The organism is Roseateles sp. GW821-FHT09H10 (assembly GCF_059415865.1).
The window spans coordinates 273,630-298,255 of record NZ_JBWKOB010000007.1 but is presented as its reverse complement, the minus strand read 5'-3'; the positions used below and the strand labels follow the sequence as shown (position 1 = coordinate 298,255).

Annotated in this window: 2 protein-coding genes; both read left to right on the top strand. The window is 60.1% G+C overall.

The window, feature by feature from the left end:
• Positions 1–11 precede the first annotated feature (11 nt).
• A complete protein-coding gene (locus tag AC07OY_RS27275; protein ID WP_495045744.1) occupies positions 12–12,470 on the top strand; it encodes a calcium-binding protein in 12,459 nt (4,152 codons plus the stop codon).
• 288 nt (positions 12,471–12,758) lie between these two features.
• Positions 12,759–24,518 (top strand): calcium-binding protein, encoded by an 11,760-nt coding sequence (locus AC07OY_RS27270; RefSeq protein WP_495045743.1) that lies wholly within the window; start codon positions 12,759–12,761, stop codon positions 24,516–24,518.
• Positions 24,519–24,626 lie beyond the last annotated feature (108 nt).

Sequence of the window (24,626 nt, the reverse complement as noted above, 5' to 3'; positions counted from 1 at the left end):
TTGCTGAACATATGTCTTACTCGCTTGATGATGCTCTGTCGCTGCTCAGAACTACTCCAAGGACTCCGGAGGCACTAGTTGATCTTGTAAAGCAAGTCTCTGTTGAAGCTTCTGGCTCGATAACAGTTTTATACGGTGGCAGCTTGCCAGACGGCAGCAGTGCAACTGCAGTTGTTGCCAAAATGGTGGATGCGGGCGAAGACATCCGCGTTATTGATAAAACTGCGGTCGGTAAATTCCTTCTTACCAAGGAGTTTCTGACTGCTGCTGGTGAGGCTTCTGGGTTGACCGGCAACGATCTTAGAGCCTTCATTGACGGCACCCTAGGTCGACATGCTGCGACTGATTGGGTTTTTGCGACCGATATTAATAGCGGGCCGTGGGCAGCTGCATCGAAGAACTTCGCCGCCGCTACATCTGGGGAGGTACGCCTCCTGGCTTCAAGTGCTGCGCCAACAAGAATTTTCAACGTTGCAGAGTTGCCGGAACTGTTGAAAAACCCTTTGGTTACGAAGATTGAGGGGTACGAGGTTTCAGCTTTAAAGGCAATGTATCCTGGCGCCGGCAGAATACCGCCGGATACAACCGAATTGCTAGGTGGATTGAAGCTGGCGAGTGAGAGGAATATCGTTGTAAGCGGATTGACTGCCGTCCGAGATGCGGGGGGCACTGTCGTCAATGTATCCAAGGGCGATTTTTTGACGGCCAATCTTCATGAGGAAATTTTCCTTAGAACGCACTTGGATCGGCTAAAAGCCTGGAACGACCATTTATTGGCTGATCCTGAAAGAACGCGTGCATTTAAGGCGTTTGCCGATTTGCATGTAGAAACCCATACCGGCCTAGTTAGGCAGGGTGGGCAAGCGGTCTTGAAGGTCGCCAAAGGACTTGGTCTACTTGGAGGGCTGCTTTCCTTTGGCGTTGCTAGCGCACAAGCTGCGGACGCGGAATCGAGTGGTGATTCAGAGCGCGCAAAAGATATTATGACAGAATGGGCCGCCGATATGGCAGGCTCTGAAATCGGCCAGCTTGTCGGAGTGTCTTTCGGCACTCTGGCTGTTGCAGTTGCTGCGGCCGTGGGTATTACCATTAGCGCCCCATTGGGTGGAGCAATAGTTCTTGGAGCGGGCCTGATAGGAGGATTCTTTGGGTCGGATGCGGGAAAGGCTTTTGCAGAATATTTGAAGGATCGCGATCAAAATGGTAGAATTGATGCATTGGATAAGTTGCGAAATCTTGTATTTGGCGCGACTTGGACTGTTTCAGATGATCCCCCGCCAGATTTGATCGCCAAGGCGCTGGAGCAGAATGCAACTATCGTTCGAAGCTCGCTCAACCTTGCATACACGCGAGAGGATATTGTTGACCTCGCGAAAACGAGCATTGCGTGGCGCTACGCTCTGCGCGAGCTTAATGGTTTTGCCATTGAAGGGTTGAATTATTCTGAATTTAACCAAGATAAGAGTCTTGACCTGTTTGACCCCGCGACGGAGGTCGGTGCAATGTCCGAGGAGTACCTTAAGGACCGTGCTGCGATGCTCATGTGGAAGATTCGGTTTGATCGCGGTATGTCGGATGACGATGACGGCGTATCGTTCGATGGTCCGAAACCCTATAATGAAGATTGGGACAGTGCCACAACGAAGGGCAATTGGGACTTCGTTGATGAGAAAAAGCGCCTCGCCGGCAATTCGCCACTCACGCTCGCAATTGATGGCAGCGGTCTGAGCTTGCATGATCATCAAGTTGTGTTCGGTTCCTCCAAGGACGAGGGCTTGAAAGGTGAAGGCGACGACGACCGCCTTTACGGTGGCGGGGGCAAAGACACCATCGCGGGTGCAGCCGGTCACGACTGCATCGAAGGTAATGCTGGGGCCGACCTGCTGAAAGGTGACGCTGGCCGCGACACCCTGCGAGGCGGTGAGGGCAACGATGAGATCTATGGCGGATCGAACCAGGATTTGCTTCGCGGCGAGTCCGGATCGGATCAACTGTTCGGTGAAGCCAGCGACGACATCATCTTCGGCGGGGCGGGCAATGATTCATTGCAAGGCGACGCCGGCAACGACGTCCTGAACGGCGGCGCAGGTACGGATACTCTCGTAGGAGGGGCCGACAACGACTACCTCTTCGATGAGGGGGGCCTCGAGACCAATACGCTCAAGGGAGAGGCGGGGAATGACGTCCTCGAGATCAAGGGTGGAACCGGTACGGCGTTGCTCGATGGTGGCGCCAACAACGACATCCTGATCGGCGGTCAGGGCAACAACTCCCTGGATGGCGGCAGCGGCAACGATTCGATCAAGGGTGGTGACGGCTACGACATCGCCAAGGGTGGCGACGACGCCGACTTCATCGACGCAGGTGGCGGCAATGACGACCTCACCGGTGGCAAAGGTGCCGACTACCTGAAGGGCGGCGCAGGCAGCGACTCCTACATCTACGACGCCGATGACTTCGGGGTTGACTTGCTGGAGGACAGCCAGGGCAGCAATTCGTTGCGCTTCTCGGCTGGCAGTATTGGCGCCGCAACGTACGACGCCGCCAAGATGGCCTGGGTGTCAGGCAACGTGGAGATTCGCAAGTACGACCTTGGCGGCGCCACCACGCTTGCGATTGGCAAGACCGGCGACAAGCTCAACACCATCTATCTTCAGAACTGGCAGCCTGGCCAATATGGCATCTCGCTCTCTGGCGACGAGTCTGCGCGTACTCGTCCCGGTGTGGCCTTGACGAATCCGGTGACTCGGCTGGACAACAACTTTGTGGATGTTGCCGAAGGTGACGCCCTCGATGGTGGCCAAGGCAATGACCTTCTGTACGGCTTGGCAGGGAACAGTGTTCTTGTCGGCGGGACTGGCAATGACATCCTGGACGGAGACGCTGGCGACGACTGGCTTGAAGGCGGCGATGGCACCGACTTCATCATCACCGGTGAAGGTAAGGACGTTGCCTACGGTGGAATCGGCAACGACATCCTGCGCGCCGGTGGTGCGTTCACCATGAGCATGGGCACCAGGACTTCCACAGGTGAAGCGGTCGTCTACTGGGAAGCACAGAATACTGGCTTCTATTGGGATGACGATACAACGAAGCAGTTCAAGTATGTCGTGAGCGGACAGCAGCGCGCCATTGCGCACCCGGAATGGGCTGCATTCGACATCTCGTTCAACGCAACGGTCTGCACGATCAATGCGGAAAGCAGCCGCTTGTGGTGGCAGAACGCAACTCAGCCCAATCCCAGCCTCGAGCCAGCGCTCAACATCACGTTGAAGCTCGGCGATCCCGAATTCGTGCGGAGGGATGGAAGCTACTCCACAGCTCCCAGCGCCAGTTTTGGTCAGGCCAAAACCTACATCCTTGACTATGGCTACGCCGGCAACATGCTGAAGCCAGGAACCAATGCTGAAGGTGCGCGCCTCCATGGCGGTGTCGGTGATGACGTTGTCTACGGCGCAAACGACAACGACAAGCTCTATGGGGAAGAGGACAACGACCTTCTGGTTGGCTATGAGGGCGATGACGAGCTGTATGGCGGCGATGGCAAGGACGAAGTCTCGGGCGGCGGAGGTCGTGACTTCCTGGACGGTGGCGACAAGGACGACACCCTGTTCGGCGGCCTGGGTGCCGATGTGCTGTTCGGTGGCGATGGTGCCGACAAGTTGGTCGGCGATGCTCCATGGCTAGAGGGCACCAAAGACTACCCCGTCGGTGTCGATCGATCCCAAATGGGGGGCGACTACATCCAGGGTGGAAAGGGCAACGATTCCATCTGGGGCGACTTTGGCGATGACTACCTTTTCGGTGGGGATGACGCCGACATCGTGTTTGCCAGTGAAGGCGACGACCATGCTTTCGGAGAAGCGGGTCAGGACACCTTGTCGGGTGGTAAAGGCGGCGACTACCTCGATGGTGGCGCGGACAAGGATCGGCTGGACGGTGACGAAGGTGGCGACATCCTCCTGGGTGGTGCCGGGAACGACACCATCCATGGCGACGATGACGACGACATCGTGGATGGCGGCGCAGACAACGACGTCGTGTTCGGCGATACCGGTCAAGACAATGTGCGCGGAGGGGACGGCAATGACACGCTGTATGGTGACGGCGCCGGGTCCAAGGACGGTGCCGACATCCTTGAAGGTGGCACGGGCAACGACAAGCTGGTTGGTGGCGGCAAGAGCGACATGTATGTGTTCGCCAAGGGCGATGGCCAAGACGTCGTGCATGACGACGGGGCTGGCGGTTCGCGCAACACCATCGTCTTCAAGTTCACGAGCGGGGATGTCCGCAAGCTTGAGCGCTCCGGCCAAGATCTCATCATCAAGTACGGCACCAGCGACCAGGTGACGGTGACGGGCTACTACAGCGCCAGCGCGTTTAGTCTCGGATCACCGGGTTCCGACGAGGGTGAGGAAGAGTCCACCGAAGCCCAGCCGCCCGTGGCGGAGATCCGCTTCGAAGACGGCACGGTCTGGGGCACTAGCGAAATCCTGGCAATGGCACCGCCGCCAGTCGTCGCGCCGACGCCAGATCCGTTTGCGGGCCTCGAATCGACCTACTTCGTCAACGCGCTGCTGCTGCGCGAACAGGTTCGATCCGCAGGAAAGCATGCGCTCAGCTTCTCGTTCGCCAATTCCTTCTTCCCGGAAGTCACCGGCTTCCATCTGTTCAGCGAATCTCAGAAGCAGGCAGTGCGCGACGCTCTATCCCGCTTCAGCGCAGTACTGAATCTGACGTTCACGGAGGCCGCGGACGGTGCAGCTGCAGACCTGACTTTCCACCTGGATGACCTTGAGTCCGATGGCCATGGTGGTGCGGCGGGCTATGCCCGTCCTGCGACAGGCGAGATCCATCTGAACAGTGAGCTGTACTCCGCTTTGCGCCAAACCGAATTCAATGAGTTCGTGACGCGCGACTCGCTAAGTGCGGGTCATGAAGGCTTCGAAGTGCTGCTGCACGAGATCGGCCATGCGCTGGGCCTCAAGCATCCGTTCGAGCCGCCGGTGCTGCCGAACGCCGAGAACTCGACGGCCAACACTGTCATGTCGTACACGTCGTCGGGTGCATATGCAACACAGTTGGCTGCGTTCGACGTCGCCGCGTTGCAATATCTGTATGGCGTGTCCACCACCATCGGCGCGGGAAGCAACGTTCACACCATCAGTGAGCGTTGGATTCAGGACAGCTCTGGCGTTGACTCTGTTGATGCCAGCTCGGAGACGATCGACGTCAACATCAACCTGACGCCGGGCTCCTGGATCTTCAAGGGCACGAAGGCCGAAAGCATCCTCGCTGAGAACCAGGCCTTTGTCGGTTTCGGAACCCAAATCGAGGGCGGGTATGGCGGTTATGGCAATGACACGCTGACAGGTAATGACCTCGCCAACGTGCTGCGGGGCAACGACGGTGCCGACGCGGTGTTTGGTGGCGCAGGGAACGACACCATCGACGGTGGCGTCGGCGACGACTTCTTGTCGGGCGGTTTGGGGGATGACTCGCTACAAGGCGGGACGGGATCCGACACCTACGAATGGGGATTGGGTGCTGGCAAGGACATCATCAATGAGTCGTCTTCGGGGAACTCGATGTATGTCGACACGATCAAGGTGACCGGCGGCCTCACGTCGTCCCAGGTCGTGATCATTCGGACGGCGGCGGGAGATCTGCTGGTCCAGTCCAAATTCAGCGGCGACCAGATCCTGGTCAAGCAGCACTTCGGTACCCGGCCAATTGAGCGCATCACGTTCGATGATGGAACGGTGTTGGATTCAGCGGGCATACAGGCCGCCACCGTTCAGCCGATGACCGAGGGCAATGACTACTTCAGCGGCAATGAGACTGGAGAGACGGTTGATGGCCTTGGTGGCGATGACAATCTGTACGGCAGGGGTGGAGCCGACCAGCTCAGCGGTGGCGCCGGCAATGACGCCCTTGAGGGGGGCGATGGCGCTGATACGTTGAACGGTGATGCCGGCCGCGACTACATCTTGGGCGGCAATGACAACGATGTGTTGAACGGGGGCGAGGGCAACGATCAAATTGACGGCGGCGGCGGCGATGACACCATCAGTGGCGGTGCTGGCGATGACTACATGATTGGCAGCTACGGCAACGACGTATATACGTTCGGCCGTGGCGATGGCAGCGATTCCTTGTCTTTCACACTGGACGTCTATCGGACAGTCACTGTTCGGTTCCGGGCGGGCGTAGCTGCATCGGACATCGTTTGGACCAGTAGTTCGGGTGACCTGATAGCGACTATCAGTGGCACGACTGACAGTTTCAGGCTCGGCGGCTATCTGGCCAACACGCCGAATCAAGCTGACTTGTCGAGCGTGCGCTTTGAGTTTGCAGATGGGGCCACATTCACCGGTGCCGACTTTGAGCAAGCTCTATTCAGCGGGACAAATGGCAACGACTCGCTGATCGCACGACCATGGGGCAGTTCCATGTCGGGTGGAAACGGGCATGACACCTTGGTCGGTGGGGCCGGCAGCGATACGCTGAACGGTGGCGATGGCCAAGACAGTCTGACTGGCAACGACGGCAATGACCTGCTGATCAACGGCGAGACCATGGTCGGCGGCGCTGGCGACGACAGCTATGTGGTTGACGCCTGGGGAGCCGGCAGCGTCGTGCCGACGATCACGGACGTGAGCGGCGCTGACACTTTGCTGCTTCCGGTCGGAGTGACAGCTGCCGACGTGAGAGTGCGAAGCAATGTGGGCGACTCGTCACTGAGACTTGCTCTGGCGACGGGCTTCCTTAGCCCTCCGACGATCCTGGTCACGGGTTATTTCAACGCGTCGCCAGAGAATCGCGTAGAACAGATCAAGTTCCGCGACGGCACTGTCTGGTCGTTCAGCGATGTGGTAGCTCGCGCCGAAATCAATCACTTGACTGAGGGCGCTGACTTTGGCATGTACGGCTTCGCCTGGGACGAGACCATCAATGCCAAGGGTGGCAATGATCTGGTCAATGCTCAAGGAGGAAATGACCTTCTCGATGGTGGCCAGGGCGATGACTCCCTGTATGGCGACGCGGGCAATGACACGGTGGTCGGCGGCGCTGGCTCGGACTCCCTGTACGGCGACGACCATTGGGCGGCGCTGGGTGGTGATGACGTCATCGACGGCGGATCTGGCAACGACACCATGTTCGGCGGCCATGGTAACGACACCTACGTCTTCGGCCGCCGGTCCGACTCAGACACCGTCAACGAGACGAGTGGCACGGACCGGGTCCTGCTGGACTCAGGCATCACCACTGCGAACGTTACTCTCTACAACGACAGCGACGACCTGGTCATCGTGCTCGATGCCGGTCGTATTCAGTTGCGAGTGGCAGGGCATTTCAGCGTCGGAGCTTCGGGCCAGAAGATCGAATCTGTGGTTTTCGCCAACGGAACGATCTGGGATCAGGCATACATCGACTCCCACGTTTCTGGTGCTGGAGTAGCCAACAACTTCACCGGCACTTCTGGCAACGACAGTTTTGCGGTGGACTACACCTGGGACACCATTGTTGAAGGTGCCAACCAAGGCACTGATACGGTGACCAGCTCGACGTCCTACATGCTGCCTGACAACGTCGAGAACCTGACGCTCACGGGGCTGCTGAATCTCTGGGCTCGAGGCAACTCACTCAACAACGTCATCGTCGGCAACGCGGGCGACAACAAGATCACCAGCTCGGTTGGTGCGGACACTTTGAGGGGCGGCGCGGGCAACGACTACTACGACATCCGCGTCGGTACGTTCAACACACAGGACAAGACGCTGTCCGCGGTTACCGTCGTTGAGAACGCCGGAGAAGGTGTGGACACGGTATTCGTCAACACCAACGACTACACCTTGCCCGCACAGGTAGAAAACTTGGTGCTGCAGGATGCGATGGTCTCTTTTAGACAGCAGCCGCAGAACACTTACATCCGGGATGTCTTCACTGGCAATTCGCTGGGCAACGTGATCGATGCGTCGGCAATGAATCACTGGACTCGACTGGACGGCGGGGCGGGAGCGGACACGGTACTTGGCGGTCAGACCAACAACGTGTTTGTCGTGGATGACATCAATGATGTGCTGACCTCAGGCTCAGCTGTTGCTATCGACACCATCGAAACGAATCTCAGTTGGACCTTGGCCGCTGGTTTTGAGAACTTGACCCTCACCGGTGGCGCGCCCGTCACGGGGACTGGCAACGCGGCAGGAAATGTCCTTGATGGAAGCAGCAGCAGTGGCGCAAACCTCCTGACCGGCGGACTGGGCGACGATACCTACGTGCTAGGTGCTGGAGACACACTGGTAGAACGTGCAGGTGAGGGCAACGACACCGCGATGCTGTCCACCGGCGCCTTGGGTAGCTATCAAATCACAAGCTACACGAATGTCGAGGCGCTTTCCCTCGGCTTCAACATGGGCGCTTCTACGTTGCTTGGCGGCGCCGCCAACGACACCCTGGTGGGTAACGGCCGAGGTAACACCATAGATGGTGGATCCGGAAACGACTTCCTGGCTGACCAGCTGCCGACCTCGGAGACTGGCGCCGTCATGCTGGAGGAGAACTCCGATGTGCTGAAGGGCGGCGATGGGGACGACTACTTGATTTCCCGCTCAGGCGGAGATCTGCTGGTGGGCGGAAGGGGTAACGACACGATTCAGGTCGACTATTACTGGTCTCTGTATGGTCCCGGCAGTGGCGCCGTCCGCTTCAACAATGGAGACGGTGCGGACTTGATCAAGGGCAGCCGGGCAATCAGCGTCCTAGTGGGTGGTTGGACACTTCTCGATCTCAATATCAGCGTCGAAGGCTCCAGCCATGTCCTTAGCTTCGGCAATGGCACGGACAAGATCACGATCGAGAACGCGTCCCGTGGCATCTCCTTATTGTTCGACGATGGCACGAGCGTCAGTGCGACTGAATATGCATCGTTGGCGGTAACCGGCGGTCATGGCCCCGCCACGGTGGATGCTGATTTCCTGATCGGTACCAACCTGGCCGACTCGCTGGTTGGCCTGGCAGGTGACGACACCATCCTGGCGGGCGGTGGGGACGACTATGTCGATGGCGGCGACGGCTTTGGCAAGGTCTACGGCGGCGACGGAAACGACACGCTGATCGGCGGCGCCGACGCGGACACCATCACCGGCGGAGCAGGCAACGATCGCATTGACGTCAAGGGCGCCGCTGCAGGCTACAGCAATCAGGCAAACGGTGGTCTTGGCAACGACACACTCTTGGGTGGTGCTGGCGATGACTGGCTGTACGGTGAAGAGGATTCCGACGAGCTTCGGGGTGGTCTTGGCGACGACCATCTTTCCGGCGGTGCTGGTGACGACACTCTTCTGGGTGAAGGCGGCAATGACCAACTGGCGGGTGGAGATGGCAATGACAGCTTGAGCGGCTCAGTTGGCTACGGTGACGCCGGCAACGACACGTTGATCGGCACGTCTGGCGCTGACAGCCTCGATGGCGGGATTGGCAACGACTCGTTGTCTGGCCTGGCTGGTAACGACACTCTCCGCGGTGGGGATGGATTGGACATCCTTGAGGGGAGCGCCGGAAACGACAACCTTGATGGCCAACTCGGCAATGACATCTATCGCTTCGCGCGTGGCGACGGCTCTGACACGATCATCAATACCTTCAGCGATGGCAGCTCCGATGAGCTTCAGTTCGCCGCAGGCATTTTGCCAAGCGACGTCACTGTCTCCAGGAGTGGAAGCGTCGACGTGCGCTTTGCCATCAATGGCACAACAGACGCCATCCTGGTCACGGGATATCTCAACTACAACGCGCCATTGAGGCTGATCCGGTTTGCCGACGGCACAACCTGGGATATCAATGTCGTGTGGGAGCAGATGTCGACCATCAGTGGTACTTCGGGAGCTGACACCCTGACAGGTGGCACAGGCCACGACAAGATGTTTGGCCTAGAAGGCAACGATCGGCTCACCGGCCTGGGCGGTTCTGACATGCTGGACGGCGGAGCAGGCACCGACACGCTGATCGGCGGTGCAGGTGACGATTCCTATGTGGTCGACGTGACGGCTGATGTCATCACCGAGGCTTCGGGTGAGGGTACGGACAGCGTCACGTCGTCTGCGACATATACGCTTCCCACCAATGTCGAGCACTTGACGCTGACGGGTTCAGCCAATATCAACGGGACCGGCAACTCCATGCCCAATCAGCTGGTCGGCAACGGCGGCAACAACCGCCTGGACGGCGGCTCCGGTGTCGACACTCTGATCGGTGACGCCGGCAACGACGTCTACGTCGTGGATAACGGTGCTGATGCCATCATCGAAATGCCTGGCGACGGCACCGACAGCGTGGAGTCCAGTGTCACGTACACGTTGAGCGCTGAGGTGGAGAACCTGACGCTCACGGCTTCCACCGCCATCAACGGTACCGGCAACGCGCTGAACAACATGCTCGTCGGAGGCAGCGGTGCCAATACGCTCAACGGTGGTGATGGCAACGACACGCTGAACGGCGGTGCCGGCACCGACTCGCTGGTGGGCGGCAAGGGCGACGACAGCTACATCGTCGATGCCACCACAGATGTCATCACCGAAGCAGCGGGTGAAGGCATCGACAGCGTCAGCTCGTCGGCGACCTACACTCTGTCGTCGGCCAACGTGGAGAACTTGACGCTCACCGGCTCCAGCGCCATCAACGCCACGGGCAATGCACTGGGGAACGTTCTCACCGGCAACAGCGGTGCGAACCGCATCGATGGTGGTGCAGGTGTGGACACGATGGTCGGCGGCGCAGGCAACGACACTTACGTGGTGGACAACGCCGGCGACGTCATCACCGAGCTGGCTGCGGGTGGCACCGATGCCGTGGAATCCAGCATCACCTGGACGCTGGGCGCCGAATTGGAGAACCTCACGCTGACGACGACTGCGGCGATCAATGGCACAGGCAATGCAGCGGCCAACACGCTGACCGGCAACAGCGGCGCCAACAGACTGGACGGCGGTGCTGGAATCGACACCATGGTGGGCGGCGCAGGCAACGACACCTACGTTGTGGACAACACGGCCGACGTCGTGACCGAGGCCGCCAGCGGCGGCACGGACACCGTCGAGGCGAGCGCCACCTACACGCTGGCTGCCGAGGTGGAGAACCTGACCCTCACGGGCACCGCTGCCATCAACGCGACCGGCAACGGCGTGGCCAACACGCTGCGCGGCAACGCGGGCGACAACACGCTGGACGGCAAGGCCGGCAACGACACCATGATCGGTGGCGCGGGCAATGACATCTACGTGTTCGATGTGGCGACCGATGTCGCGACGGAGGTCGCTGGTGAGGGAACTGACACGATCCAGATCGGCGTGACCCTGACCACCTTGGTCGCCAACGTCGAGAACGTGACGTTGACGGGTACGTCCAACATCAACGCCACGGGCAACACGCTGGCCAATGTGCTGACCGGCAACAGCGGCGCGAACAACCTGAGTGGCGGCGACGGTGACGACACGCTGAACGGCGGTGCGGGCAACGACACGATGGTCGGTGGCAACGGCAACGACACCTTCTATGTCGACGCCACGACTGACGTCGTGACCGAGGCCTCTGGGGGCGGCACGGACACCATCATGTCGTCCGTCTCGCTGACGACGGCCCTGGCCACCAACGTTGAGAACGTGACGCTGACGGGGTCCTCCAACCTCACGGCGCTGGGGAACACCGGAGCCAACGTCATGACGGGCAACAGCGGTGCGAACAGCCTCAACGGCGCCGACGGCGATGACACGCTGGATGGCGGTGCGGGCAACGACACGCTGACGGGTGGCGCGGGCAACGACACGTTCTACGTGGACTCCACCGCCGATGTCGTCACCGAAGCCTCGGGAGGTGGGACCGACACCATCATGACCTCGGTCACGCTGCCCAGCCTGGCCGCCAACGTCGAGAACTTGACCTTGATTGGGACCGGCAACATCGACGGCACCGGCAGCAGCGGGGCCAACGTGATGATCGGCAACGCTGGCAACAACACGCTGACTGGCAACGATGGCGCCGACACCCTGGACGGCAAGGCCGGCAACGACACGCTCAAGGGCGGGGCGGGTGCCGACACCTACTGGTACGGCGTGGGCTACGGCTCAGACCTGATCATCGACAGCGACGCCACCGCCAACGTCAAGGACGTGGTGCGATTCAGTGCGGGCATTGTCCAGGCCGACATCCGCTTCACGCAGAGCGGCAACGCCCTGGTGGCGACGATCAAGAGCACCAACGAGGCGCTGACGATCCAGGACTGGTACCTGAGCGCCAACAACCGAGTCGAGGAATTCCGCTTCAACGACGGGACGGTGCTGACGAACGTACAGGCTCAGGCGCTGGTGGGCGCCATGGCGGCCTTCAATCCGTCGGGCGCTGGCACCGCGATGGTGCAGGAGTCGGATTCGTTCCGGCATACGGGCATCGCGGTTTCGGGCACTGCGTGACGTTGATCGAGACGGGGGCATTCTCCCCGTCGTTCAGATTCGCCAGCCGGTTTCATCCCTCAAATGCAATACGTCGCCCAACGACGTTGCCCTGCGCTATTTGCGATCCACAGCTTCTGAGTGGAAGTTTGAATTCCTCCGATCGATTTTTGGAGGAGTTTCACGTCGGTTGCTTATTGTTGGGGTTGCGCGCTCACGTAAAAGATTCTATCAACTTTCGTGTCCCTTGGATCTGTGGCCTCTGAGGGTATCGTTTCGCAAGAATATTAATTATCAGGAGGAAATAGCATGCCAATTCCAAAAAGCCTAATTGCCACCTCGAACACCGAAGGCCTTGAGCACGTTGTCAAATTGCACGTCTCGCCGGCTGACCTGTATGGTGGTTTCTCGGCTGTTCAGAACTACGTTAATAGCGAAGTTAAGGATCCTCAAGAACTTCGTGACGCATCCATTAATGCGGCCAAGGTTGCGGAGACTTTGATCGCCATGATGGCAAAGATCTCCCCCTTGTACGGGGCCGGTATTGGTATGGCGAGCCTTGTTAACAATCTGGGCAAAGTCAAGGCCGAGCTTGATAAAGGGACAGGGGTCAATACATCGCTGATTTGGTCTATTGTCGGAGATTTGTCCGGCCTTGTCTCTGGCGCTGCGTTTGTAGGCGCAGCGGCAGGTGCAGCGGTACTCTCTGCTCCAGTTCTGATCACTATCGCGGTAGGGACCGCTGCCCTCGGCTTGGGAGCCGCGGTTATGGGGGCTTATGCCGGCTCACAGGAGAAGGCAGCTGAGAATGATTTGATGATGAGGTGGAGCGCAGGAATTCTTGATGAGATGGGATTTGGCTCTGCGAAGTGGTCATTGGAAGACCAGAAAACTTACTCGCGCCTTTACGCTAACCATGCTTCGATGGGGCCTGCACTGCAGGTCCTACGTGCCGTAGATTCCTCCTTGGCGTTGAGTCAGGCGCTTAAGGCACTAAGTCAAGCTGAAGTTGGGTCGTGGCTTGATGACGGCAGTAGCCGACTCGCAGAGGCTTCGACGACTTTGCGAATGCTTATGAAAATCCTTAGCGGACAGTCGCTCGCCCCGGCGACCAATATGGATGCTTATGTTGACCAATTGAAGACGAGCTGGGATACGTTAAAGCGATCTGCTGGATTGGTCAGCATCTCTCTCTCTCACGACCCGGAAGTGGCGCGGGTGGACTTCGCCGCCTACTTGTCCCTGGTCTATGGAGCGCCCTTCTCCTTGCGAATTGCCAACAACAATGCGCCAGGCGCTGCAGCGTTTTATGCCGTGAACCAAGGTGCGTATGACGAATGGCTGGCTGACAAGGCCAACATCGCAGCCAAAAACTTTGATGCGTTGCATGTCACTGATCAGGAGCTGAAGGATCGAGCCAAGATGTACAACCTCTTGGCTGAAAGAAATGCGAAAGATGAGGGAGGGGTAATCGTTGGGCTGCCGATCAGCGAGAACGCCGAATACACGGATCTGGCGACGTTCAAGACGGTTTTTGTTGGTGCCGTACCATTTAAAAGCCAAATCTACTTTGGCACGACAGGTGATAACGTCAGAGTAGGTGAAGACCGTTACGGCGATCGGCTGTATGGCGGGAAAGGTGCGGACAATCTCTCTGGCCTCGGAGGTAATGACCGCCTCGAAGGGGGCGATGACAACGACAAACTTGACGGTGGGTCGGGAATTGATACGCTGATTGGCGGCAATGGCGTCGACGAACTCATTGGGGGGGCGGGAGAGGATCTTCTTCAAGGGGGCGCAGATAATGACGCGCTTGATGGTGGCGCAGATGCGGACGTCTTGATTGGCGGCTCAGGAAATGATGAGTTAACGGGCGGTAGCGGCGCGGATTTTCTCAACGGTGGTGCGGGCACCGACAAGTTGTATGGTGGTGCCGACAACGACTACCTCTTCGACCAAGGCGGTTCTGACACAAGCACGCTGAGGGGTGAAGGTGGAAATGACATTCTCGAAGTCAAGGGGGGAACCGGCAGCACATTCCTTTACGGCGGTGAGAACAACGACATCCTGATTGGCGGCCAGGGCGACAACTCACTGGACGGAGGAACTGGCAACGACTCGATCCTTGGTGGTGCGGGATACGACGTCATCAAGGGAGAAGATGACGCTGACTATGTTGACGCTGGTGCCGGCAATGACTTGATCAGCGGTGGCAAGGGTGCCGACTACCTAAAGGGCGGCGAGGGCGGCGATACCTATGTCTACAAAGAGGTGGATTTCGGCGTCGACCTTCTGGAGGACAGCCAGACCGGCAGCTCCTTCGAGTTCACCGAAGGGACTCTCGGCAGGGCGGTCTACGACGCTCCCAGGATGGCCTGGCTGGCCGACAACGGCTTTGAGATCCGCAAGTACGACCTGGGCGGTTCAACGACCCTCTCGCTGAGCAGGGCAGGTGACAACCTCAACACCATCTACCTTCGCAACTGGCAGCCCGGCCGGTACGGCATCACTTTGACCGGCGAGGCGCAAACGAAGGAGCGGCCATCCGTCGCCACTCCAGGCCTTCCTACTCGCGAGGAGAACAAGGGCGTTGATGCGGCCTACAGCGATGCCGCCGACGGCGGCTCAGGGAATGACCTGATCATCGCCAAGGTAGGCAGCAGCTTTCTACTAGGCGGGCTGGGCAACGACATGCTGGGGGGCGCGGACGGTGACGACTGGCTGGAGGGCGGAGAGGGCACGGACTTCATCAACACCGGCGAAGGCAAAGACGTCGCTCTTGGAGGAGCGGGCAACGACATCTTGCGCGCGGGTGGTTCGATCAATCTTGTGCGTGGCGTAGTGACCGCCACAGGCGAGCCCGCGATCTTCTGGAGTGATATCAACCCTGGCTTCTTGTGGGATGGCAACTCGGCGGAGGAGTTCTTCTACTCCGTCAATGGCTTTAGGCGTTCCGTCGCCCATCCCGAGCTGGCAGAGTTCAACTTCCAGTTCACAGCTGAACAGAGCGTGACTGAAAGCCTAACCAGCTATTTGTGGTGGCACGACTCGAACACCGCCAAGGCGAGTCTGGAGCCGGGGCTGAAGATGACGATAACGCTCGGCGATCCGGAGTTCGTCCGGCGCAATGGCAACTACAGCGAGGCGCCGAGCAGCAATTTTGGCAAGCCCAAGGCCTACACGCTGTACTTCCAGGGCGACGCTCTCCTCGAGCCGGGCACGAACATTGAAGGTGCACGACTCTACGGTGGTGTCGGCAACGATGTTCTTTACGGTGCCAACAACAACGACAAGCTCTTTGGTGAGGACGACAACGATCTGATCGTTGGGTATGACGGCAACGACGAGTTGTACGGTGGCAAAGGCAAGGACGAGCTCTCGGGCGGCGCTGGCCGCGATCTGCTGGACGGCGGTGACGCTGAGGATCTTCTCGTAGGCGGCTATGGCGCGGACGTGCTCATTGGTGGTGAGGCTGGCGACAAGCTCTTTGGCGACGCGACTCTCCTGCACGGTACGAAAGACTACCCGCCGGCGATGGACAAAGCCCAGATGGGGGGCGACTATCTGCAGGGGGGCGCGGGCAACGATTCACTGTGGGGCAACCATGGCGATGACTACCTCTTTGGCGGCACGAACAACGACGTAGCTTTCGGCGGCGAAGGCGACGACCACGGCTTCGGCGAGAGCGGGGAGGACACGCTTTGGGGTGGCAATGGAGGTGACTACCTGGATGGTGGTGCCGACAAGGATCGCATCTATGGCGATGACGGCGGTGACTTGCTGCTGGGTGGCTCGGGTGACGACATCATTTACGGCGGCGATGGTGATGACATCGTGGACGGGGGCGAGGACAAAGACGTCTTGTCTGGGGATAGCGGCAACGACAACCTGCGAGGCGGATCCGGAAACGATCGCCTTTATGGCGACGGTGCGGCATCCGAGGTTGACGGCGCCGATATCGTCGAAGGCGGCGCGGGCACGGACGAGCTCTGGGGCGGCGGCCAGGGCGACATGTATGTGTTCGCCAAGGGAGACGGGCAAGACACCATTTACGACGATGGTGCCAAGGGCTCTCGCAACATCATCGTTTTCAAGTTCTCGAGCAGCGATGTCCGCGAACTGAAGCCATCGGGCGGCGACCTCATCATCAAGTACGGGGTCGACGACCAGGTCACCGTGAAGGGCTACTACAGCGGACAGGCCTACGGGGTGGGTTCGCCCGGCTCTGAAGCGGGCAACGAAGGCTCCGGTGAGGTTCAAGCTGCCATCGCGGAGATCCGCTTTGAAGACGGCACGGTCTGGGGTACCAGTGAGATCTTGGCGATGGCCCCTGCGCCGACCGACGTGCCGCCCGATCCCTACGCGGGGCTGGAGGCAATCTACTTTGTCAACGCGCTCCTGACCCGTGAAGAGGTGAAAGCTGCCGGCAAGCACTCTCTGAGCTACTCGTTCGCGAACTTCGCAGGGCCTGAGTACACCGGCGTCTATCTGTTCGACGACTCGCAGAAGCAGGCCGTACGAGATGCACTGTCGCGATTCAGCGCAGTTCTGAACTTGAACTTCACAGAGCTTGCTGACGGTGCCACGGCAGACCTGACGTTCCAGCTCGACGATCTGGAGGCCGGCGGGTTTGGCGCATTTGCTGGCTACGCATCGCCAACCACCGGCGAGATCCATCTCAACAGCGAACTTTTCTCAGCGCAGAGGCAAAACGAGTTCAACGAGTTCGTGACCAGCGGCTCGCTGGCTGTGGGCAGCGAGGGTTTCGAAGTCCTGCTGCACGAGATCGGCCACGCTCTCGGTCTCAAGCATCCGTTCGAGCCGCCCGTGCTGCCGAATGCTGAGAACACGACGGCCAACACCGTGATGTCGTACACCTCGTCAGGTGGTCCTGCGACTTCGCTGGCCGCCTTTGATGTGGCAGCACTGCAGTACCTCTATGGCGTCGCGACTTCAATCAAGACGGGCAACGATACTCACAACTTTAGCCAGCGTTGGATTCAAGACAGCAGTGGCTCTGATACGTTTGACGTTCGCTCCGAGACGTTGGACGTCAACGTGAATCTCACGCCAGGCTCGTGGATCTATCGAGGATCGAAGGCGGACAGCATCCTGGCGGAGAACCAGGCTTTCATCGGCTTTGGAACTCTGATTGAGAAGGCAAGAGGTGGGAGCGGCAACGATACGCTGACCGGAAACAGCGGATACAACTCGCTGAAGGGCGGAGACGGCAATGACTCGTTGAGCGGCGGGCAAGGGGATGATTCGCTCGCCGGGGAATCGGGCGATGACTACCTTGCCGGCGATGAGGGCAACGACACGTTGGAGGGCGGCAATGGCTCAGACACATTTGTCTGGCGCCCTGGTCTTGGCAACGATATTCTCATTGGCACCGTCGGTTTGCCAGAAGACATCGATACGCTGCGCATCGAGGGTGGTGTCCTGGCTTCTGACATCCTGATCACGCGATCGGGCAGCGATCTCGTGGTGCGGAGTCGGATCGGCGCGGATAGCGTGACCGTCAGAGCGCACTCTCAAGGCTGGGCCATTCAGCGGATCGTCTTTGACGATGGCACGCAATGGGATGCTGCAGCGATTCTGGAAAGGGTTGCTTCCGACCTGACGGACGGTGACGACAATTTCGTAGGCACTGCTGCCAACGAAACGGTGGACGGCCGAGGCGGGAACGACACGATCTGGGGTGTCGATGGCAATGACAGTCTCAGCGGCGGTAGCGGAGACGACCGTCTGTACGGCAACGGTGGCAACGACACGCTGGCTGGCGGTGCAGGAAACGACTGGCTCGCACTCAGCCAGGGGAATGACACCTATGTCTTCGGCCGAGGCGATGGCGCCGATACGGTCGAGGGAATGCTGCCCGAAGACTCAACCATCCGCCTCAAGCTTGGGGTTCTGCCAGCAGATCTTCTGGTGAAGTCTGATGGAACTCTCGGCCGAGATCTGAAGTTCGTGATTGCCGGTACGGCCGACAGCTTCACACTCAGTCAGTTCCTCTACGAGTACACGGACGACTACTTCAACCGGATCAGCGTCGAGTTCGTCGATGGCACGGTTTGGACGGGTGCGCAGGTGCTGCAGAAGCTCCATGGCGGCACTTCGGGGAATGACTACCTTGTCGCCAGCCAGAGCGGGTCTGCGATCTCAGGTGGTGACGGCTTCGACACCCTGATAGGCGGGGTCGGGAACGACACGCTGGATGGCGGCAGCGGGCAAGATAGCCTCAGTGGCGGTGCGGGCGACGACACGCTCACCAACGGCGACATCATGGATGGTGGCCAGGGCAATGACACCTACGTTGTCACCGAATCCACGACCATTCGCGATTCGGGTGGCATGGATGCAATGAGGCTGCCTGCCGGCGTCACGCCAAGCGATGTTCAAGTCCTCAATGGCCTCGACTACGCGCTGACCCTGGAGTACCGAGGCCCGAATGGTTCCGGGCTGATCCGTCTGGAGGGCTATTTCAAGGATTCGCCAGACAACCGAGTGGAAGAGTTCAGGTTCCAGGACGGCACGGTCTGGACGCTCAGCGACATCGTCTCGCGAGCCAAGATCAACAATCTGACCGAAGGCGACGATAGCTACTGGATTCATGGCTTTGCCTGGGGTGACAACATCAACGCCAGAGGCGGAAACGACTATGTCCACGGCTTGGCGGGCGACGACACCATCGACGGGGGCGCGGGCAACGACACGCTCTACGGAGAAGAGGGGAACGACACCGTGCTGGGCGGTGCCGGCGACGATCGACTGGACGGAGATGACTTCAGTGGCGACGCCGCAGGCAACGATCGCCTGGATGGTGGTGCCGGCAACGACACCCTGAATGGCGGGAAAGGGGACGACGTCTATGTGTTCGGCCGTCAGTCCGGATACGACACCGTCAACGAAGCCAGCGGCAACGATCGGATCGTTCTGGATGCAGGTATCACGCCAGCCAACGTCACGCTGTTCCATGACAGCGATGATCTGGTCCTGATGTTGGATGGCGGCCGCGTGCAGATGCGCGTGGCCGGCCATTTCGACGTCTCCAGCAAGACGGTTGAGTCCATCGCTTTTGCGGACGGCACGGTCTGGGATCAGGCCTATATCGCTTCCCACGCATCGGGTTCACCCGTGCGCAATGAGTTCACCGGCACGGCGGGCAACGACAGCTACACGGTCGACCACACCAATGACTGGATCACCGAAGGTGTGAATCAGGGTGTCGACTCGGTCACCAGCTCGACCTCCTTTGCGCTGCCCGACAACGTCGACAACCTGACGCTCACCGGCATGCTGAATCTGTGGGGAAAGGGCAATTCGCTTGCCAACCTGATCATCGGCAACGCTGGCCACAACCAACTATTCAGCGGGCGCGGCGAGGACACGCTGAAGGGCGGGGCGGGCGACGATCTCTACGATCTCACCATCGGTCCGTATTCCACGTCCTCGTCCTCCGCCACCGTCGTGGAGAACGCCAACGAAGGCGTCGACACGGTTCGTGTGGACAGCTACTACTACACACTTGATGCGAATGTCGAAAACCTGATCGCCGTGTCGACGTGGCTGACGCGGTACGACGGCAGCAACGCGGTGATCCCGCGCGAGCTGACTGGCAATGCCGGGAACAACGTCATTGATGCTTCCGCGGAGGTTCATACCGCTGCTGTGCGTCTGGACGGAGGGGCTGGAGCAGATACCCTGATTGGCACCAGCAAGGACACCATCTATGTGGTGGACAACGCCCAAGATGTGCTCGTCGAGGGGATCAACGGCGGTGTCGATACCGTGGAGACCAGTGTTGACTGGACGCTTGCGGAAGGCTTTGAGAACCTCAAGATCGTCTTGGGCGCTGGCGCCATCAAGGGGACTGGCAATGCAGCCGACAACGTCCTCGACGGCACCGAAACCAGCGCCGCCAACGTCTTGACCGGCGGCATGGGCAACGACACCTACGTGCTGGGAATTGGCGATACAGCAGTAGAGGGTGTTGGTGGCGGGAACGACACCATCATTCTGCGAACGGGCGTTGTCGGCACCTACCGCGTATCTGACTTCGCCAACATCGAGTACCTCTCGATGGGCTCGGAGATGGGAGCGTCGACGCTCTTGGGCGGTGCAGGCAGCGATATCTTGATCGGCAGCGGCCGTGGCAGCGTGGTCAATGGCGCAGCGGGCGACGACTCCTTGTCCGACCAACAATCAACGCGCTATCCCAACGAGTACGCCGACACGTTGTTGGGCGGAGACGGGGGCGACACCTTGACGTCCCGGTCGGGTGCCGACTGGCTGGAGGGAGGCCTCGGTAACGACACGATCAACGTGTACAGCGCCAATAGGACTACCGTTGCGCTGCCTACGGTGCGCTTTCAGCGAGGCGACGGTGCCGACGTCCTGACGAGCGGCCGATCTGTCTGGATCAGCGTTGGTGGATGGGCCCTGGTGGACGTGAAGTTCACTGCGCAGGATTCGGGCTATGTGCTTGGCTTCGGAGAAAGCGCCGACAGCATCACTGTCCAGTCGTCAACTCAAGTGGTCAAACTCATTTTTGACGACGGCACGACTGTCGATGCTGCAGGCATTGCTTCCATGTTGGCCAATCCAACCGGGCAAGCATCTGCCGGAGCTGACCTGCTTCGTGGCACGGTTGGGGCCGATACCTTGCGCGGCCTGGCCGGCGACGACACGATGTACGGCGGCGGTGGCGATGACGTCCTCGAAGGCGGTGACGGGTCGAACACGCTCTATGGCGGCGACGGCAACGATGTGATTGACGTCAGGAATACCGGGGTGGAGTTCTTCAACCTCGGGTTTGGCGGACAAGGCAATGACACTTTGCTTGGGGGCGCAGGCGCGGACTCGCTGCATGGCGATGAAGGTGGCGACGACATTCGCGGTGGTCTTGGTGACGACTACCTGTCTGGCGGCGCAGGCGATGACACGCTGCTGGGTGAAGGTGGCAACGACCAGGTCTGGGGGGGCGACGGCAATGACAGCCTGAGTGCAACCTTCGCGGCCGGTGACGCTGGCAATGACACGTTGGTGGGCACGTCCGGCGCTGACAGCTTGCATGGCGGGGTCGACAACGACTCGCTGTCGGGTCTTGCCGGCAACGACACCCTTCAAGGCTACGACGGCCTTGATATCTTGGAGGGTGGAGCTGGCAATGACAGCCTTGATGGTGGACTCGGCAATGACATCTATCGATTCGCGCGTGGCGACGGTTCGGACACCATCAACAACAACGCGCCCGACGGTAGCTCGGATGAGTTGCACTTCGCATCTGGGATCGCTCCGGCCGACGTGACGATTTCCAAGAGCGGTACTGTCGATTTGCGCCTCACCGTCAACGGCTCCTCTGACGCGGTGCTGATTGCAGGCTTCATGTACGCCAACGCGCCGTTGTCGTTGGTCCGGTTCTCGGATGGCACGACGTGGGATAGAGCCTTCATGCTCAATCAGCTGTCAACCTTCAATGGCACTTCCGGAGCTGATAGCCTGACCGGCGGAAGCGGAAACGACAGGATGTTCGGCCTGGAAGGCAATGACAGGCTCACTGGCCTGGGTGGAGCCGACACGCTGGACGGCGGCGCTGGTACCGACACGCTGATCGGCGGCTCGGGTGACGACTCCTATGTGGTCGATGTGACCGCTGATGTCATCACCGAGGCCTCGGGTGAAGGCGCTGACAGCGTCACCTCGTCGGCGACCTACACGCTGCCCAGCAACGTCGAGCACCTGACGCTGACGGGCTCGGCCAACATCAATGCGACCGGCAACTCCCTGCCCAACAGGCTGACCGGCAACGGCGCCAACAACCGCCTGGATGGCGGCTCGGGTGTGGACACCATGAGCGGTGGTGCTGGCAACGACGTCTACGTGGTCGACAACGGTGCCGATGCCATCACCGAAGTGTCTGGCGGCGGCACGGATAGCGTGGAGTCCAGCGTCACATACGTGCTTAGCGCCGAGGTGGAGAACCTGACGCTCACGGCTTCCACCGCTATCAATGGCACCGGCAACGCGTTGAACAACATCCTCACGGGCGGCAGCGGTGCCAACACCCTCAACGGTGGTGACGGCAACGACACCCTGGACGGCGGCGCAGGCACCGACACGCTCGTGGGCGGCAAGGGCGACGACAGCTATGTCGTCGATGCCACGACCGACGTGATCACGGAAACGTCTGGTGAAGGCGCCGACAGCGTCAGCTCCTCGGCGACCTACACCTTGTCGTCGGCCAACGTGGAGAACCTGACGCTGACCGGCTCCAACGCCATCAACGCCACGGGCAATGCACTGGGCAACGTTCTCACCGGCAACAGCGGTGCCAACCGTATCGACGGTGGCGCAGGCATCGACACGATGATCGGCGGCGCAGGCAACGACACCTACGTGGTGGACAACGCCGGCGACGTCATCACCGAGCTGGCTGCGGGTGGCACCGATGCCGTGGAATCCAGCATCACCTGGACGCTGGGCGCCGAGCTGGAGAACCTCACGCTGACGACGACTGCTGCGATCAATGGCACAGGCAATGCAGCGGCCAACACGCTGACCGGCAACAGCGGCGCCAACAGACTGGACGGCGGTGCTGGCATCGACACCATGGTGGGCGGTGCAGGCAACGACACCTATGTCGTAGACAACACGGCCGACGTCGTGAACGAGGCCGCCAGCGGCGGCACGGACACCGTCGAGGCGAGCGCCACCTACACGCTGGCTGCCGAGGTCGAGAACCTCACCCTCACGGGCACGGCCGCTATCAACGCGACCGGCAACGGCGTGGCAAACACGCTGCGCGGCAACGCGGGGGACAACACCCTGGACGGCAAGGCCGGTAACGACACCATGATCGGTGGCGCGGGCAATGACATCTACGTGTTCGACGTGGCAACCGATGTTGCAACTGAGCTGGCAGGCGAGGGCACCGACACCATCCAGATCGGCGTGACGCTGGCGACGCTGGCTGCCAATGTCGAGAACGTCACGCTGACAGGCACGTCCAACATCAACGCTACAGGTAACACGCTGGCCAATGTGCTGACCGGCAACAGCGGTGCGAACAACCTCAGTGGCGGTGACGGCAACGACACGCTAAACGGTGGCACTGGCACCGACACCCTGGTGGGCGGCCTGGGTGACGACACCTTCTACGTCGACGCCACGGCCGATGTCGTCACCGAAGCCTCCGGCGCCGGTACGGACACCATCATGTCGTCGGTGACGCTGACGACGCTCGTCGCCAACGTCGAGAACCTCACGTTGACCGGCACGTCCAACCTCAACGGCACGGGCAACACGTTGGCCAACGTCATGACCGGCAACAGCGGGGCCAACAACCTCAGTGGCGGCGACGGCAACGACACGTTGGATGGCGGTGCAGGCACCGACACCTTGGTGGGCGGCGCGGGCAATGACGTCATATTTGTGGACTCCACCGCCGACGTCGTCACCGAAGCCTCGGGCGGCGGTACCGACACCATCATGACCTCGGTCACGCTTCCTAGCCTGGCGGCAAACGTCGAGAACCTGACCCTGATCGGCACCGGCAACATCAACGGCACCGGCAGCACCGGCGACAACGTGATGACCGGCAACGCGGGTAACAACTCGCTCATCGGCAACGCCGGCGCCGACACCCTGGATGGCAAGGCCGGCAACGACACGCTGAATGGCGGGGCAGGTGCCGACACCTACTGGTTCGGCGTGGGCTACGGCTCCGACCTGATCGTGGACAGTGATGCCACGGCCAACGTCAAGGACTTGGTGCGATTCGGTGTGGGCATTGTCCAAGCCGACATCAAGTTCACACAGAGCGGCAATGCGCTGGTGGCCACCATCAAGAGCACCAACGAGGCGCTGACGATCCAGGACTGGTACCTGAGTGCCAACAACCGGGTCGAGGAGTTCCGCTTCAATGACGGAACGGTGCTGACCAACGTGCAGGCGCAAGCACTTGTGGGCGCGATGGCGGCGTTTAACCCGTCGGGTGCAGGTATTGCTATGGTGCAGGAGCCGGAGTCGTTCAGGCATACCGGCCTGGCGGTGTCGGGGACGGCCTGAGCTTGAACGAAACGGGGGCGATTGCCCCCGTTTTTGCTTTCAGGCCTAACCGTCGATGCGCACTCTGTGAAGCTGCGCAGGTCGATTGAATCAACCTCAACACTCTGA

Excerpts from the sequence above, each read along its gene's own strand:
- AC07OY_RS27275 (WP_495045744.1), top strand. The coding sequence starts at position 12 with ATGTCTTACTCGCTTGATGATGCTCTGTCGCTGCTCAGAACTACTCCA.
- AC07OY_RS27270 (WP_495045743.1), top strand. The coding sequence starts at position 12,759 with ATGCCAATTCCAAAAAGCCTAATTGCCACCTCGAACACCGAAGGCCTT.